Source organism: Janthinobacterium sp. GMG1 (genome assembly GCF_034427795.1).
Taxonomy (GTDB): domain Bacteria; phylum Pseudomonadota; class Gammaproteobacteria; order Burkholderiales; family Burkholderiaceae_D; genus Janthinobacterium.
Genome location: NZ_JAXQNT010000004.1, coordinates 376,408 through 389,906, shown reverse-complemented (window position 1 = coordinate 389,906; position 13,499 = coordinate 376,408). Strand labels below are relative to the sequence as shown.

Sequence of the window (13,499 nt, the reverse complement as noted above, 5' to 3'; positions counted from 1 at the left end):
CTGTTTTTAATGGGCTGCCACCTGGCCAGGAGTGGGACTGACTACGCGCCCCGACGCCAACTGCATGATCTCTTCCTGCGACGACTCGCGCGTATTGACGATGCCGCTGATGCGCCCTTCATGGAACACGGCCACCCGGTCCGTCATGCCCATGATCTCGGGCAGCTCGGACGTGATCAGCACCACGCCGATGCCTTCCGACGCGAGCTTGTCGAGCAGCTGGTAAATGGCGAACTTGGCGCCCACGTCGATGCCGCGCGTGGGTTCGTCGAAGAAGATGATTTTCGATTCGCGGTACAGCCATTTGCTGATGACGATCTTTTGCTGGTTGCCGCCGGAGAGGTTGCGCGCGATCTGTTTCGAGGTCGGCGTCTTGATGCCCAGCGCCGCGATGTACTGCTGCGCCACCGCCTCTTCCCTGGCGAAATCGATGAAGCCGAACCGGTTCGCCAGCCCCGATACATTCGTCAGGGTCAGGTTGGCCGCCACCGACATGCGGATCGCCAGGCCGTGGCTCTTGCGGTCTTCCGACAGATAGGCGATGCCGTGGCCGATGGCGTCGATGGGACTGGTGATCGTCACCGCCATGTCGCCCAGGTGGATCGCGCCGCTGGTGAGGGGATCGGCGCCAAAGATGGCGCGCGCCACTTCCGTGCGCCCCGCGCCCATCAGGCCGGAAAAGCCGAGGATCTCGCCGCGCCGTAAATCAAAGCTCAACGGGCCGAAGACATCCTTGCGGTGCAAATCGGTCACGCGCAGCAGCACGTCGGCGGTCGGTGTCGAGACGCGGTCGGGAAATTTTTCATCGAGCGTGCGGCCCACCATCTTTGCCACGATGGCGTCCAGGGTGGTGGCGGCAAAATCGTCGGTGCAGACGAATTTCCCGTCGCGCAGCACCGTCACTCTGTCGATAATGTGCTGCATCTCTTCCAGCCGGTGCGAGATGTAGACCACGCTCACGCCATTGCGCTTGAGTTCATTGATGATGTCAAACAGCTGGCCCGTCTCGCTTTCCGTCAGCGAGGACGTCGGTTCGTCCATGATCAGCACTTCCGTATTGAGCGACAGGGCCTTGGCGATTTCCACCATCTGCTGCTGCGCGCAGGACAGGTTCTTGACCAGCTGGCGCGGATCGATGCGCAGCTTGAGCCGGTCCAGCAGCGCCTGTGCATCAAGACGCATTTTTTTACGGTCGATAAAAATGCCGCGCACCGGTTCGCGCGCCAGGAAAATATTCTCCGCCACGCTCAGGTGCGGGATCAGGTTCAGTTCCTGGTGGATGATGGCGATGCCGGCCGCCTCCGCATCCACGCTGCAGGAAAAACTGCACACCTTGCCCTTGTAGACGAGTTCTCCCTCGTCGGCCTGGTACACGCCGCTCATCACCTTCATCAGGGTGGACTTGCCGGCGCCGTTTTCGCCGCACAGCGCATGCGCCTCGCCCTTGCGCAGGCTGAAGCTGACGTTATCGAGCGCCAGCACGCCGGGAAAGCGCTTGCTGACCTTGTTCAGCGCCAGTATCTCTTCGGATTGATTCATGGTGTGTCTCCTCCACTCCACTGCCATAGGCCGGCGCGCCGATGTCTGAGCACCTTGGCGGCACGCCGGTCTGCTACTGGTTTAACCGTCGATCAGTTGCGGATTCCACGCATGCACGGTCTGCTTCTGCTCACCGAGGCCTTCGATCCCCAGGCGCATGGTGTCGCCCGGCTTCAGGTACACGGCCGATGGTTTCTGCCCCATGCCCACGCCCGGTGGCGTGCCGGTACTGATGATGTCGCCCGGGTACAAGGTCATGAAACGGCTGATATAGCTGACCAGGTTGGCCACACCGAAGACCATGGTTCTCGTATTGCCATCCTGGACGCGCTTGCCGTTCACTTCCAGCCACAGGCCCAGGTTTTGGGGGTCTGCCACTTCGTCGCTTGTGACCAACCAGGGGCCGATCGGGCCGAAGGTATCGCAGCCCTTGCCCTTGTCCCACTGGCCGCCGCGCTCCAGCTGGTACTCGCGTTCGGACAAGTCATTGACAACGCAGTAGCCGGCCACGTACGACAGCGCATCGGCTTCGCTCACATAGCGCGCGGTGGTGCCGATCACCACGCCCAGCTCCACTTCCCAGTCGCTTTTCTTCGAGTCCTGCGGCATCACCACGGCATCGTTGGCGCCGATGATGGCGCTGGTGGCCTTCATGAACAGCACTGGCTCGGCCGGCACGGCCATGCCCGATTCGGCCGCATGGTCAGCATAGTTCAGTCCCACGCAGAGAAACTTGCCCACGCCCTTCCACGGCGGCGCGATGCGGCCGGGATGGTCCACCACCGGCAGGCTGGCGATATCGATGGCGGCCAGGGTTGCCAGGCCATCCTTGCCCAGGGTCTCGCCCGTGATATCGGACAGCACGCCGGAGAGGTCGCGCACGGCGCCGTCAGCATCGATCAGTGCAGGTTTTTCAGCGCCCTTGGCGCCATAACGCATCAGTTTCATGTGTGTCTCTCGTTGTTGTAATTAATTGGACCAGCCACCATCGATGACGTGAGTCATGCCGGTGGTGAAAGCGGATTCGTCGGAAGCCAGGTAGACGGCCAGCGCGGCGATTTCCTCCGCCCTGCCCACTCTGCCCATCGGCTGGCGGGCGACAAACGCGGCCTGCACTTCATCGACGCTCAAGCCCGTCGCCGCCGCCTGCGCGGCAATGCGTTCCTTCAGCGACGGCGACTCGATGGTGCCGGGACAGATCGCATTGCAGCGGATGCCGCGCGTGACGAAATCGGCCGCCACCGATTTCGTCATGCCTACCACGGCCGCCTTCGAGGTGCCGTAGATAAAACGGTTCGGCGCGCCCTTCACGCTCGACGCCACCGACGACATATTGACGATGGAGCCGGCGCCCCTGGCCAGCATGCCAGGCAGCACGGCACGCATCAGCCGGTACATGGAGCGCGCGTTGATGTCGAAGGAACGGTCCCACGCCGCATCGTCGCAGTCGAGGATGGTGCCGCCGTCGACGAAGCCGGCGCAGTTGAACAGGATATCGACGGGGCCGATCTCGTCGGCCAGCGCGGTGATTGCCGCGCCATCGGTCACGTCGAGCCGGCGGATGGCGCAGCCCGTCGCCTCTTTCAGCACGTCGAGCTGGGCCTGGTTGATATCGGTGGCGATTACCGTAGCGCCTTCGCGCACGAACGCTTCGGCCGTGGCGCGGCCGATGCCCTGGCCGGCGGCGGTGAGCAGGGCGATTTTGCCTTGTAGTCTGGCGGTCATGTTGTCTCCTTTTTTTAGGGCCTAAGCCATATGAAATACGTGTTCCATCATCGCCCAGTGCTCGCCTTCGGCGCGCGAGGCCAGCGGCTCCTGGCACGGTGCGCAAAAGGTCCACCAGCGCTGCGTTTCCGGGTCGGCGGCAATGGCCGCCATGTCGGCTTCGAAATCCTCGCCGTGGTATTCCCAGTAGCCGAACAGCAGGTTTTCCGGCTGGCGCAGGAAGATCGAATAATTACTGACATGCGCGGCTGCCAGCCTTGCCAGCACCTGCGGCCAGACGGCGGCATGCAGGGTCTTGTATTCCGCGATGCGCTCCGGCGCGATGCCGATGACCATGCCCATTTTTTTCATGGCGTTTCCTGACTGATGCCGTAAAAGCGCAATGCGTTGAGGCCGAAAATATCATCCCTGTCCTCTTGCCCCAGATGCGCCAGCAGCGCCTCGCTGGCCGCCAGCCACGCCGCATAGCCGCCGGCCAGATCCACCACAGGCCAGTCGCTGCCCCAGATCACGCGCCGGGGGCCGAATACTTCCAGCACATGTGCGACATAGGGGCGCAAGTCGTCCACGTTACAGCCGGGTTTCGCTTCCGTCACCAGTCCCGACAGCTTGCAGTGCACGTTCGGCAGCGTGGCCAGCTGCGCCATGTCTTCGCGCCATGTGCCGAAGGCGGCATCGGCGATCGGCGGCTTGGCTGCATGGTCGATCACGATGGGCAGCAGCGGATAATCGCGCGCGCAATGCAGCAGCGCGGGCAAGTGACGCGGCAGCACCAGCGCATCGAGCCGCAGACCGTGTTCCACCATGGCCTTCAAAGCTGGCGCCAGCGCCGGATTGGCGATCCAGGCATCGTCTTCGAGATCCTGCAGCATGGGCCGCAAGCCTTTGAGCTTCGGCTGCGATGCCAGGCGGGCAATCGCAGCCGCTGCGTCAGGCGCCAGCAAATCGCTCCATCCCACGACGGCGCGGATAAAACTGTTCTGTTCCGCCAGCGCCAGCAGGTAGTCGGTATCGGCAACCGAGGGCAGCGACTGCACCAGCACCGTTCCAGCGATACCGTGCGCGGCCAGCAAGGGCGCCAGGTCGGCGGGCGCAAAATCGCGGTGGATGGCGGCCAGCGATGGCGGTGGCCAGCTGCCGGCGCGCGCGGCCAGCTGCCAGAAGTGCTGGTGGGCGTCGATGCGCATCATGCGGCCACTCCCGCAGGCAGCGGCGCGCGCGCATCGAGCAAGTCCGCGTCCCGCAGCGCCAGCCACAGGGCGTCGGGCAGCGGCGTGGCGAACCAGTCCAGATTTTGCCGCAGCTGCGCCAGGTTCTGGCCGCCCGGGATGCAGGAAGCGACGGCCGGATGGGCAAGTGGAAACTGCAGGGCCGCGGCTTGCAAGGGCACGCCAAAGTCACGGCAGACGGCGTCCAGGCACGCCACGCGCTTGAGTATCGCGGCCGGCGCATCGGTGTAATTGAATTTACCGTTCCCGGCCAGCACGCCCGAGTTGAACGGGCCGCCGATGACGATGGCGTTGCCGCGTTCCACGCACAGGTCCAGCAATGGCGACAGCGAGGCCTGCTCCAGCAAGGTGTAGCGGCCGGCCAGCAGGGTGCAATCGAGGTCGAATTCGGCCATGGCCCGCAGCACGATCTCGCATTCATTGACACCGAGGCCCACGGCCTTCACCTGGCCGCTGGCGCGCAGCTGGTCCAGCGCGCGAAAGCCGCCGCCGTCCGTCAACTGGCGCCAGTATTGCTGATCGTGTTCGCCATGCGTGGCTTTGCCGATATCGTGCACGAACAGAATGTCGATGCGCTCGAGCCCCAACCGCTGCAGGCTGTCGTCGTGCGAACGCAGCACGCCGTCATACGTGTAGTCGTAATGGGGACGGAACGGCAGCGGCGCGGCAAAACCATCGTCGCCGGGGCGCACGCTGGCGTCGGGCCGCATCAGCCGTCCGACCTTGGTGCTGATCACGAACTCGTTGCGGGGCCGCTCGCGCAGCGCCGCGCCGAGACGGTGTTCGGACTGGGTGTAGCCGTAGAACGGCGCCGTGTCGTAGAAGCGCACGCCCGCATCCCAGGCGCCATCGAGGGTGGCGCGCGCCTGCGCATCGCTGACCGCCTGGTACAAGCCGCCCAGCGGCGCGCAGCCCATGCCGATGCAGGGCAGCGACAAGCCGCCGCGCGGCAGGGTACGCATTTGTGTGGCATCCATGAACCCGGCCCTCACGCTGCGCGCAATGGGAAACAGCCTGGCCCCACCGCGTCGAATTGTTTATAGGTCAGCACGAATTCCTGGTGCCCCAGGTCTTCCGAGCGGCTCAGTTCTCCGTTGGCCACGTTCAGCACGGCGGCGACGATCTCCGCGCCCACTTCTTCCAAGGTGGCTTCGCCCGTGAGTATCTTGCCGGCGTTGATATCCATGTCGTCGGCCAGGCGCTCGAAGGTTTGCGGGTTGGCGCACACCTTGATGACGGGTGAAATCGCCGAACCCACGACGGAGCCGCGGCCGGTAGTGAACAAGGTGATGTGGGCGCCGCAGGAAATGAGTTCGACGATTTCCGCGTTGTCCGACACGTTCGGAAAACCGAAGCGCGGCTCGCCGTCCGGCACCACGTCGAGCAGGTACAGGCCGCCGCCGGCCGGCTGGTCGCCCGGTTTCAAAATGCCGACGATGGGCGAGGAACCGCTCTTGGCGTAGGCGCCCAGCGACTTTTCTTCCTGGGTCGTAAGGCCTCCATCGGCGTTCCCCGGCGAGAAGCTGCCATGGCCCATGATGGTGTAATAGCGGGCCGCCTTGGCCACGGTTTCGACGATGGCATTGCCCAGGTCGGGGCTGACGGCGCGCCGCTGCATGTGGTATTCGCAGCCCACCAGCTCACCCGTCTCCTCGAAGATGCAGGGGCTGCCGGCCGCGATCAGGGTGTCGAATGCCACGCCGACGGCCGGGTTGGCGCTGATGCCGCTGGTGCTGTCGGAACCGCCGCAGATGGTGGCGACGACCAGTTCATCGATCCCCATCGGCACGCGCTCCTGCTGCGCCAGGTGCTCGAGCGCCCAGCCTATCCATTCCGTACCACTGCTCACGCTGGGGCGCGTGCCGCTGTTTTCCTGGATGGTAATCGTATGCACGGGGCGGTCGCTATCGGCCACGGCGCTGGAGAGGCCATACTTGTTGAAGCCTTCGCAGCCCAGGGACACCAGCAGCACGGCGCCCACGTTCGGGTGCGTCAGCAGGCGGCGCATCACCTGGTCCGCATATTCATTGGGGAAGCAGCCCGTAAAGCCGATCAGGTGCACGGGCTGGCCGGGAAAGGCGTTGACCATCAGGCGCGCCACGTGGTGCGCGCATTCGACCATATAGGCCACCACCACGATATTGCGGATGCCCTTGCGGCCATCGGCGCGCAGATAGCCCGACAGGGCGGGTGTCGTCACGGGAGCGTTCATGCTTGGTCGTCCTTGTCCAGGAAGTGGTGGCCGTCCTGGCCCAGGGTAAACGTGGGGATGTAATCGCTTGCCAGGTTGTGCGTGTGGATATGCTCGCCGATGGCAACGGGGGCCGTGATGCTGCCGATCAGGGCGCCGTAGCGCAGCACCTTGTCGCCCACGGCCAGCGCGCGGCGCGCCACCTTGTGGCCGATCTGGATGTTTTGCGCCAGGGTGACGGGCAAGCCATCGATGGCGACCACGTCGCCGCAGACCAAGGCTGTCCTGGCGATCAGGCAGTTATCTTCGGGCGACATCAGGAGCAGGCTGGCAGGCCGGGAAGCGAGGCTCATGGCGCACCCTCCCCGGCAAAGATGGCTAGGCGCCCGGCTGGCTCAGTTTTTCGCGCGTGCCGATCGACGACAGCATGGTGCGGCGCGAGGAATCGAGGTGCGAGCGCATGCCCTCGAGCGCCTTCGGTATGTCGTGCTCCGCCAGCGCGCGCAGAATCGCCAGGTGCTCCTGCACCGCGTACTGATTGCGGCCCTTTTCCTCGCCCTTGTCCCACTGGTAGTGATAGTGGAAGACAAACGAGACGATATCGTAGAAGCCCTGCGCGAAGCGGTTGTTCAGCAAGCCGATGAGAAAGGTGTGGAACTCGCGGTCCAGCGCCGGAAAGGCGTTGTGGCGCGTGTCTATCCTGGCCGCCAGCTTCTCGTGCTGCTTGATCAGCCGCGCCAGTTCCGCATACGCGGGATCGCCATGCGGCAGGTGCGCAAATTGCTCCACGGCCGCCATCTCGAACATGCGCCGCATGTCTGCCAGTTCGGTGGCAAACGAGCGGTCGAACGCGCACAGGCGCCAGCCGCCGCGCGGTTTCTTTTCGATCAGGCCGAAGCGCGAAAAACCGATCAGGAATTCGCGCACGCTGACGGTACTGGCGCCCGCCTCGCGCGCCAGCTCCGCTTCCGAAAATTCCGCGCCGGGCGGCATGTCGCGCTGGTACACGCGTTCCATCAGCACTTGCTGGATGCGCTCCGCCCCCGACTGCAATTCGGAGATATCGAAGTAGTCGCCCGGTATGGGTTTGCGCAGCAAGCGCCGGTCCGCCGGGCTGGCGATCAGCCGCCGCGTCGACAAGTAGGCGATCGCGCTGCGGATCGCCGTGCGGCTGCCCTGGCAGATGGTGGTCAGGAACTGCTCCGTCGGCAGCATCTCGCCCACTGCGACATTCTCGGCGAGAAATTGCAACAGCAGATTGGTACTGCGCTTGAAGACGGTGGCGGGTTTGGACATGGATGAATGAACGCGCTATGCCAGCGAAAGGGAAAGTGGATGAGTGGGCCATTTTAGTCGATATCGGATTGGATCGGCATGCCGAAAAAGAAACAACTGCGTTGACCGGGGCGTTCATGGCTGCGCTCCCGGCGCCAGCATGGCGCGCAGGCGCGGCTGCGCCAGGGCGGGACACAGTTGCCGCGCCAGCGCCGCCACGGGCGCCATGCGGCGCGCGATCTTGCCGGCGTGATGCTGGGCGATGTCTGCCAGGCGGTGCGCGAGGAAGGGATTGCCGAAGCGTTCCCTGACCTGCGCCACATAGGCCAGCGCGGCGTCACCGTGCTGCACCCCCATGACCGCAAACACGGGCAGCACTTCCTCGTCCCACAGGGCTTCCAGCGCGGCGCGCATGGCGCCATCGTCCATCGCCTCGCGCACCGTCATGCCGGCCGGACTACCCCGTTCCAGCCACAGTTGCGCCAGATAGGTATGACCCAGGTTAAGCAAAAACAGTTTGCGCTGTTCATAGTCGCGCAGGCTGCCCGTCACCACCAGTTGCGGGTGGCGGCACGGCAGCAGCATGCCTTCCTGTGCCTCGATGGCCCACAGCGCATAGGGCTCGGCCACCGCGCCTATCGGTTCAATCGCTTCGGAAACGATGCGGTCGACGAGGGAATTGATCCACAAACAGCCCGTTTCCAGATAGGCGATGGCGTCTGGCGAGACTTGCCACTGCCGCGCCAATGCCACGATCACCTGGCGCAGTACATGACCGTTGTCGGCCACCAGTTCGCATGGAAAAATCGAGAGGGGCGCGGCGCCGGCCAGGAAGCGACCGTGCAGCAGCACCAGCAGCTTGGCGGGAAAGCTGGCGGGAACGGCTGCGCCGTCGAGCATGCCGGCGTGGTCGGCGTCATCGAGCTGGTAGCCCGTGTCGCCCGTATTCGAGATGATCACGCGCGCGGCCACGGCCGCATCGCGCACCTGCCGCCAGTCGCTGCCGGCTTGCCACGCTTGCGTGACGGCGTCGGCACGGCGCTCTTCATCGACTTGCGCGCCGTCCTGCCAGCCGCGGATGCGCACCGGGTAGCCGCCGGCCTGGCGAAACGCCGCCACCCGCGCCGCGCCCTGCGCGCTGTGCGTGGTCTGCACGATGGTGATATGGCCCAGCGCCTCGCCTGCCTTGGCCGCTTCGCTGACGAACAGGTCGGCGTGCGCCTGCAGGAAGCGGCTGGTGCCAAATTGCAGTATGGGGTTGAGATCGCTCATCTCAGACCTCGACGATGGCCTTGATGACGCCCGCCTCGGGCTGCATCCAGCGATCGAGCACGCCGGTAAATTCATCGAGCGTGGTGCGGTGGGTATTGAGCAGCGCGGTGGGTACTTTGCCCGCCTTCATGGCCGCCACCACTTCCTCGAAATCGTCAACGGTGGCGTTGCGGCTGCCCAGCAAGGTCGTTTCGCGCTTGTGGAATTCGGGGTCGGAAAAGGACAGGCGGTCGCGCACGATGGACACCAGCACATAGCTGCCGCCGTGGGCGACGAAGTCGAGGCCCCGCTCCATGGCGGCGATATTGCCGGTGGCGTCAAACACCACGTCGAAGAATTCACCGCCGGTGGCGTCCGACAGCTGCTCCTTGTCGCCCTCGCCCAGCGCCACCGTGCGGGTAATGCCCAGCGCGTCGCGGCAGAACTGCAGGCGGTCGGCGCGGCCATCGAGCACCGTCACGTCGGCGCCTTTCAAGGACGCGAACAGCATCACGGCCATGCCGATCGGGCCGGCGCCCACCACCAGCACGCGCTTGCCGGCATCGACCGCGCCGCGCTTGACGGCGTGCGCGCCGATGGCGAGAAATTCGATCATGGCCGCGTCGTCGAGCGAGATGCCTTCCGTCTTGAAGACAAAGCGCTCGGGCAGCGCCAGGTATTCGGTCATGCCGCCGTCGCGGTGCACGCCCAGCACTTCGATGCGGGTGCAGCAGTTGGTCTTGCCCTGACGGCAGGCCACGCAAGTACCGCATGACAGGTAGGGCATCACGTATACCTGGTCGCCCACGGCCAGGCGCGAGCCGGCTGGCGCGCTGTCGATATGGCCGGACAATTCATGGCCCATCACGCGCGGATAGCTGAGGAAAGGCTGGGTGCCGCGGAAGATATGCATGTCGGTACCGCAGATGCCGACGCGGCGTATGCGCAGCAGCACTTCACCCTCGCCGGGCACGGGCACGGGGCGCTGCTCCATGCGCAAACTGCCGGGCGTATCGCAAACGATACTTTTCATCATGGTCGTCCCTCTCGCCTCCCGGATCTTGCCGGTGGCATATTATATTTAACGTACAAACCAACTGTGAAAAAAATCCGTCTGTGCGGATTGTCTTTCCAGCCCTGCCAATGGCGCTTCTTGCTGCGCCGCACAACGATTACTCCATCATGCCACCTGGCCCGAACCTGTTTCTTTTGCTGTAGTTGCTATTCGGTTTTATAAATATACCGTACAAAAAAATGAAGGTCAACGGATTCTTTTACGGGTTTTTTTGGCTCTTCTGCTACATTCTTGCTTGACCCTGACGTTACGTCAGGCGCCATCGTGGTTGCACGCACTGAAGACAAGGAGAGACGATGCTGTTAAAAATCGGGGAACTGGCCAGGCTCACGGGCCTGACTATCCGCACCCTGCACCATTACGACAGCATCGGCCTGCTCTCGCCTTCGGCGCGCACGCAAGCTGGCTACCGCCTGTACCAGCACGGCGACATGGACCGGCTGCACCGGATCATGGCGCTGCGCAAGTTCGGGCTGTCGCTGGCCGATATCGCCAACGCCCTCGCCGGCCCGGATCTGCCTTTGCATTCCATCGTGGCGCAGCAAATCGCCATGCTGGAACGCCAGATCGCGCAAGCTTCCACCTTGCGCGAACGCCTGCGCAGCCTGCAAGCGCAACTGGCGCAGGGGCAGGCGCCGGAACTGGGCGAGTGGCTCACCACTATGGAGTTGATGACCATGTACGACAAATACTTTAGTCACGAAGAATTGCAACAACTGCCGCTGCTGTCCGATGCGGCCGTGGAACAGGAATGGAAGGCGCTCGTCGCCAGGGTACGCGCGCTGCAGGCGACGGGCGCTGGTCCCGACGATGCACGGGCGCAGGCGCTGGCCACGGAATGGATGGTCAAACTGGTGCGCGACACGGGCGCCCATCCGGGCCTGTTCGCGCGCCTGAACGACATGCATGCGCAGGAACCCTCGATGCAAGCGACGACCAGCATCGATGCGGACTTGATGCAGTTCATCCTGGCCGCCTTCAATGCAGCGCGCATGGCGCTGTACCGGCCCTTCCTCAATGAGCAGGAGTACGCACACCTGGTGGCCAACTACGGCAAGCGATCGGGCGAGTGGCCAGCCCTGATCGCCGCCGTGCGCGCCGCCATGGATGCGCGCATGCCGCCCACCGACCCGGCCGTGCTGCAACTGGCGCGGCAGTGGCTGGAACTGTTCCGCTCCTACGCGGGCACGGACCCGGCCACGCAGCTGAAGTTCCGCCAGGCGCACCAGCAGGAACCGCGTCTGATGGAAGGCAGCTTTGTCAACGCAGCCATGCTGCAATACCTGGGCGCGGCAATGGCCGTCGTGGCGCAGGAACCTCCACGCCCATAGTTGACGTGTGGCATCTCGTGGGCGCGGCCATGTAGAATCGGCCTTCGCCCACGAGAGGATTAACCGATGCGCCGCTTTCTGTTTGCTTGCCTGACCCTGCCCACCCTGAACCTCGCCATGGCTGGCGATGCGCCCGTGCAAGGGGTATGGCAGGGCACCGTGGGCAAGGCCAGTATCGTCGCCTGCTTCAACCAGCTTAGCCCCACGCAAGGGTCTGACCGCAGCGGCAATTATTACTACACGCGCTACAAGACGCCGATCATGCTCTCCAAGCCGAACGGCAAGGCGCTGTGGCAGGAACTCGACGCCAAGGGCGACACGACAGGCACGTGGAGCCTCGATACCCCGCAAAACGACAAGGTCACCGGCACATGGACGGACCCGAAAAGCGGCAAGACCCTGCCCGTGGCCTTGACCCTGCTGGAAGCGGCGGGCGACCGCGACCATCCATCGTGCGCCAGCGATGCCTACAACCTGGCGCTGGAAGCGTTTCCCAGCACCAAGGTAAGTAAACCCCTTACCTTTGAAGGCAGGCAATACCGCAACCTGCAAGTGGGCGACACCATCACGGTGGAACTGATCGCGCCCGGCGACGGCGTGGCGAAAATCAATACGCAGCTGCGCGCCGTGCTGGCGAAGAACAAGAAGGACCTGGAAGACTTCTATGCGACGCGGCGCGAATACCTGGGCCGCAACGGTTTCACGACGGAAGACGAAGTGTATGCGGAGCCCACTTACTGGTCGCCGCGCTGGGTGACGATCAAATTCTACCGCTGGGCGGCCGGCTATGGCGCCAGCGGCATCTCCATCAAGTTCCGCACCTGGGACGTGAAAACGGGCCAGGAAACGGACGTGTGGAACTGGTTTGGCGCCAGCGCCAGCGATGGCGACGACAAGGCCGAATTGCCGGACCGCCTGCGCCAGGCCCTCTTCAAGGACGTCAAGATCGACGCCGAGTGCAAGGGCACGGATTACGACGGCCGCGGCCGCTTCCACCTGTCCCTGAAGCCGGAAGGCGTGTCCTTCTGGGAAGACTCGAACGGCAGCGGCTGCGAAAATGACTTTTTACTGCCCTACAGCAAGGTCGGCCCCTTCCTCACCGTCAAGGGCCGCGCTGCGCTCAGCGATTTGCTGCCGAAGAATTAAGCATAGTAGTTATCATCGAGCAGCATGTCCTCGAAAAAAGCGCCATACGGCGAGGTCGGATGGCGCAAATGGATTTCCAGTATCCAGCGCATCGGTGACGGAGAAAAATCCGCGTCGGCCAGCGCGCCCGCGTAGATCGTCGCGTGCGGGAAATCGGACACGCGGTGGCCGCCCAGGTCAAAGTTCAGCACCCAGCCCAGCTTGCGCGCTTCCTCCTCTGCGTAGGCATACAGCGCTTGTCCCGTCAGCCTGTCGCGCTGCCACACGGCGCGCACCTGGTGGAACAGGCATTCGGCATCGCGCGCGCAGCGCGCATAGTCCGCCTGCTGCGCGCTGGCGCCCACCGTAAACGTGGCGCCGCCATCGCCCTCCCACGCCTGCACACGGGGGGCGATATCGAGGAAGAAAATATCGTCCTCTTGCAGGATCACGCCAGGCTCGGAGGCCCGCTTCATCGGTTTGAGCGTGTTGCGGCCGAAGCGCACGCGCGTGGGATGCCAGCTCAGGGCCAGGCCCATGTCCAGCAGCACCTGCTTCGCCATGGCGACGGCGTCTTCTTCCAGCATGCCGGGGCGGATGCGCGCGGCAATGGCGGCGATCGCCTCGCGCGTCTTGCGGCGCGCCAGCAGCATGCCGTCCTCAGTATAGGCGGGGCCGACCCGCTCGGCGTCCAGTGTGGTGTGCATGTTTGACTTTCCTCAAGGGCGCGCCGAAGTGGCGCGCCAGCAGGAAAAGTA

The 13,499-nt window shown here is 64.2% G+C and carries 14 protein-coding genes; 2 read left to right on the top strand and 12 right to left on the bottom strand.

Translation table 11 applies throughout. The features are described 5' to 3' along the window. Positions 1-6: 6 nt before the first annotated feature. The 11 genes from SJI03_RS13630 to SJI03_RS13580 all read right to left on the bottom strand — a co-directional run bounded on the left by SJI03_RS13630 (position 7) and on the right by SJI03_RS13580 (position 10,243). Positions 7-1,539, bottom strand: a complete 1,533-nt coding sequence (locus tag SJI03_RS13630; RefSeq protein ID WP_322427520.1) for a sugar ABC transporter ATP-binding protein — start codon at positions 1,537-1,539, stop codon at positions 7-9. A gap of 81 nt (positions 1,540-1,620) precedes the next feature. Next, a complete protein-coding gene (locus SJI03_RS13625; RefSeq protein WP_322427519.1) occupies positions 1,621-2,487 on the bottom strand; it encodes a fumarylacetoacetate hydrolase family protein in 867 nt (288 codons plus the stop codon). A 21-nt stretch (positions 2,488-2,508) separates the two neighbouring features. Further along, a complete protein-coding gene (locus tag SJI03_RS13620; protein WP_322427518.1) occupies positions 2,509-3,264 on the bottom strand; it encodes an SDR family oxidoreductase in 756 nt (251 codons plus the stop codon). A 21-nt stretch (positions 3,265-3,285) separates the two neighbouring features. Further along, positions 3,286-3,615 (bottom strand): L-rhamnose mutarotase, encoded by a 330-nt coding sequence (locus SJI03_RS13615; protein WP_099378868.1) that lies wholly within the window; start codon positions 3,613-3,615, stop codon positions 3,286-3,288. Next, on the bottom strand, positions 3,612-4,454 hold the full coding sequence (locus tag SJI03_RS13610; protein WP_199534427.1) for an amidohydrolase family protein: 843 nt from the start codon (positions 4,452-4,454) through the stop codon (positions 3,612-3,614). Before SJI03_RS13610 ends, SJI03_RS13615 begins: the two co-directional genes overlap by 4 nt. Continuing rightward, entirely contained in the window at positions 4,451-5,470 is a 1,020-nt protein-coding gene (locus tag SJI03_RS13605) for an aldo/keto reductase (RefSeq protein WP_322427517.1), read from the bottom strand. The genes SJI03_RS13610 and SJI03_RS13605 overlap by 4 nt, the downstream gene beginning before the upstream one ends. 11 nt (positions 5,471-5,481) lie before the next feature. After that, positions 5,482-6,705 carry a UxaA family hydrolase gene (locus tag SJI03_RS13600; RefSeq protein WP_322427516.1) on the bottom strand — a complete coding sequence of 408 codons (1,224 nt, stop codon included), beginning with the start codon at positions 6,703-6,705 and terminating at the stop codon, positions 5,482-5,484. Next, positions 6,702-7,037, bottom strand: a complete 336-nt coding sequence (locus SJI03_RS13595; RefSeq protein ID WP_322427515.1) for a UxaA family hydrolase — start codon at positions 7,035-7,037, stop codon at positions 6,702-6,704. Before SJI03_RS13595 ends, SJI03_RS13600 begins: the two co-directional genes overlap by 4 nt. A gap of 25 nt (positions 7,038-7,062) precedes the next feature. After that, entirely contained in the window at positions 7,063-7,980 is a 918-nt protein-coding gene (locus SJI03_RS13590; protein WP_099378864.1) for a GntR family transcriptional regulator, read from the bottom strand. Between the two features lie 114 nt (positions 7,981-8,094). After that, the gene (locus SJI03_RS13585) at positions 8,095-9,231 is read right to left on the bottom strand and encodes a mannitol dehydrogenase family protein (RefSeq protein WP_322427514.1); all 1,137 of its coding nucleotides are present in this window, start codon (positions 9,229-9,231) and stop codon (positions 8,095-8,097) included. A 1-nt stretch (position 9,232) separates the two neighbouring features. After that, positions 9,233-10,243: a zinc-binding alcohol dehydrogenase family protein gene (locus SJI03_RS13580; protein ID WP_322427683.1), complete on the bottom strand. Its 1,011-nt coding sequence runs from the start codon at positions 10,241-10,243 to the stop codon at positions 9,233-9,235. A gap of 338 nt (positions 10,244-10,581) precedes the next feature. Between SJI03_RS13580 and SJI03_RS13575 the strand changes: the two genes are divergently transcribed. Together SJI03_RS13575 and SJI03_RS13570 are read left to right on the top strand one after the other, a co-directional pair. After that, the gene (locus SJI03_RS13575) at positions 10,582-11,616 is read left to right on the top strand and encodes a MerR family transcriptional regulator (protein ID WP_322427513.1); all 1,035 of its coding nucleotides are present in this window, start codon (positions 10,582-10,584) and stop codon (positions 11,614-11,616) included. A 66-nt stretch (positions 11,617-11,682) separates the two neighbouring features. Continuing rightward, on the top strand, positions 11,683-12,762 hold the full coding sequence (locus SJI03_RS13570) for a hypothetical protein (protein ID WP_322427512.1): 1,080 nt from the start codon (positions 11,683-11,685) through the stop codon (positions 12,760-12,762). Here SJI03_RS13570 and SJI03_RS13565 read toward each other — a convergent pair. Continuing rightward, positions 12,759-13,448, bottom strand: coding sequence for a M24 family metallopeptidase (locus SJI03_RS13565; protein WP_322427511.1), 690 nt, complete (start codon positions 13,446-13,448; stop codon positions 12,759-12,761). The two genes, SJI03_RS13570 and SJI03_RS13565, sit on opposite strands and share 4 nt — an antisense overlap. Positions 13,449-13,499 lie beyond the last annotated feature (51 nt).

Coding starts and splice junctions, on each gene's coding strand:
- SJI03_RS13615 (WP_099378868.1), bottom strand. CDS start 3,615: ATGAAAAAAATGGGCATGGTCATCGGCATCGCGCCGGAGCGCATCGCG.
- SJI03_RS13580 (WP_322427683.1), bottom strand. CDS start 10,243: ATGAAAAGTATCGTTTGCGATACGCCCGGCAGTTTGCGCATGGAGCAG.
- SJI03_RS13600 (WP_322427516.1), bottom strand. CDS start 6,705: ATGAACGCTCCCGTGACGACACCCGCCCTGTCGGGCTATCTGCGCGCC.
- SJI03_RS13605 (WP_322427517.1), bottom strand. CDS start 5,470: ATGGATGCCACACAAATGCGTACCCTGCCGCGCGGCGGCTTGTCGCTG.
- SJI03_RS13595 (WP_322427515.1), bottom strand. CDS start 7,037: ATGAGCCTCGCTTCCCGGCCTGCCAGCCTGCTCCTGATGTCGCCCGAA.
- SJI03_RS13625 (WP_322427519.1), bottom strand. CDS start 2,487: ATGAAACTGATGCGTTATGGCGCCAAGGGCGCTGAAAAACCTGCACTG.
- SJI03_RS13585 (WP_322427514.1), bottom strand. CDS start 9,231: ATGAGCGATCTCAACCCCATACTGCAATTTGGCACCAGCCGCTTCCTG.
- SJI03_RS13620 (WP_322427518.1), bottom strand. CDS start 3,264: ATGACCGCCAGACTACAAGGCAAAATCGCCCTGCTCACCGCCGCCGGC.
- SJI03_RS13565 (WP_322427511.1), bottom strand. CDS start 13,448: ATGCACACCACACTGGACGCCGAGCGGGTCGGCCCCGCCTATACTGAG.
- SJI03_RS13575 (WP_322427513.1), top strand. CDS start 10,582: ATGCTGTTAAAAATCGGGGAACTGGCCAGGCTCACGGGCCTGACTATC.
- SJI03_RS13630 (WP_322427520.1), bottom strand. CDS start 1,539: ATGAATCAATCCGAAGAGATACTGGCGCTGAACAAGGTCAGCAAGCGC.
- SJI03_RS13590 (WP_099378864.1), bottom strand. CDS start 7,980: ATGTCCAAACCCGCCACCGTCTTCAAGCGCAGTACCAATCTGCTGTTG.
- SJI03_RS13570 (WP_322427512.1), top strand. CDS start 11,683: ATGCGCCGCTTTCTGTTTGCTTGCCTGACCCTGCCCACCCTGAACCTC.
- SJI03_RS13610 (WP_199534427.1), bottom strand. CDS start 4,454: ATGATGCGCATCGACGCCCACCAGCACTTCTGGCAGCTGGCCGCGCGC.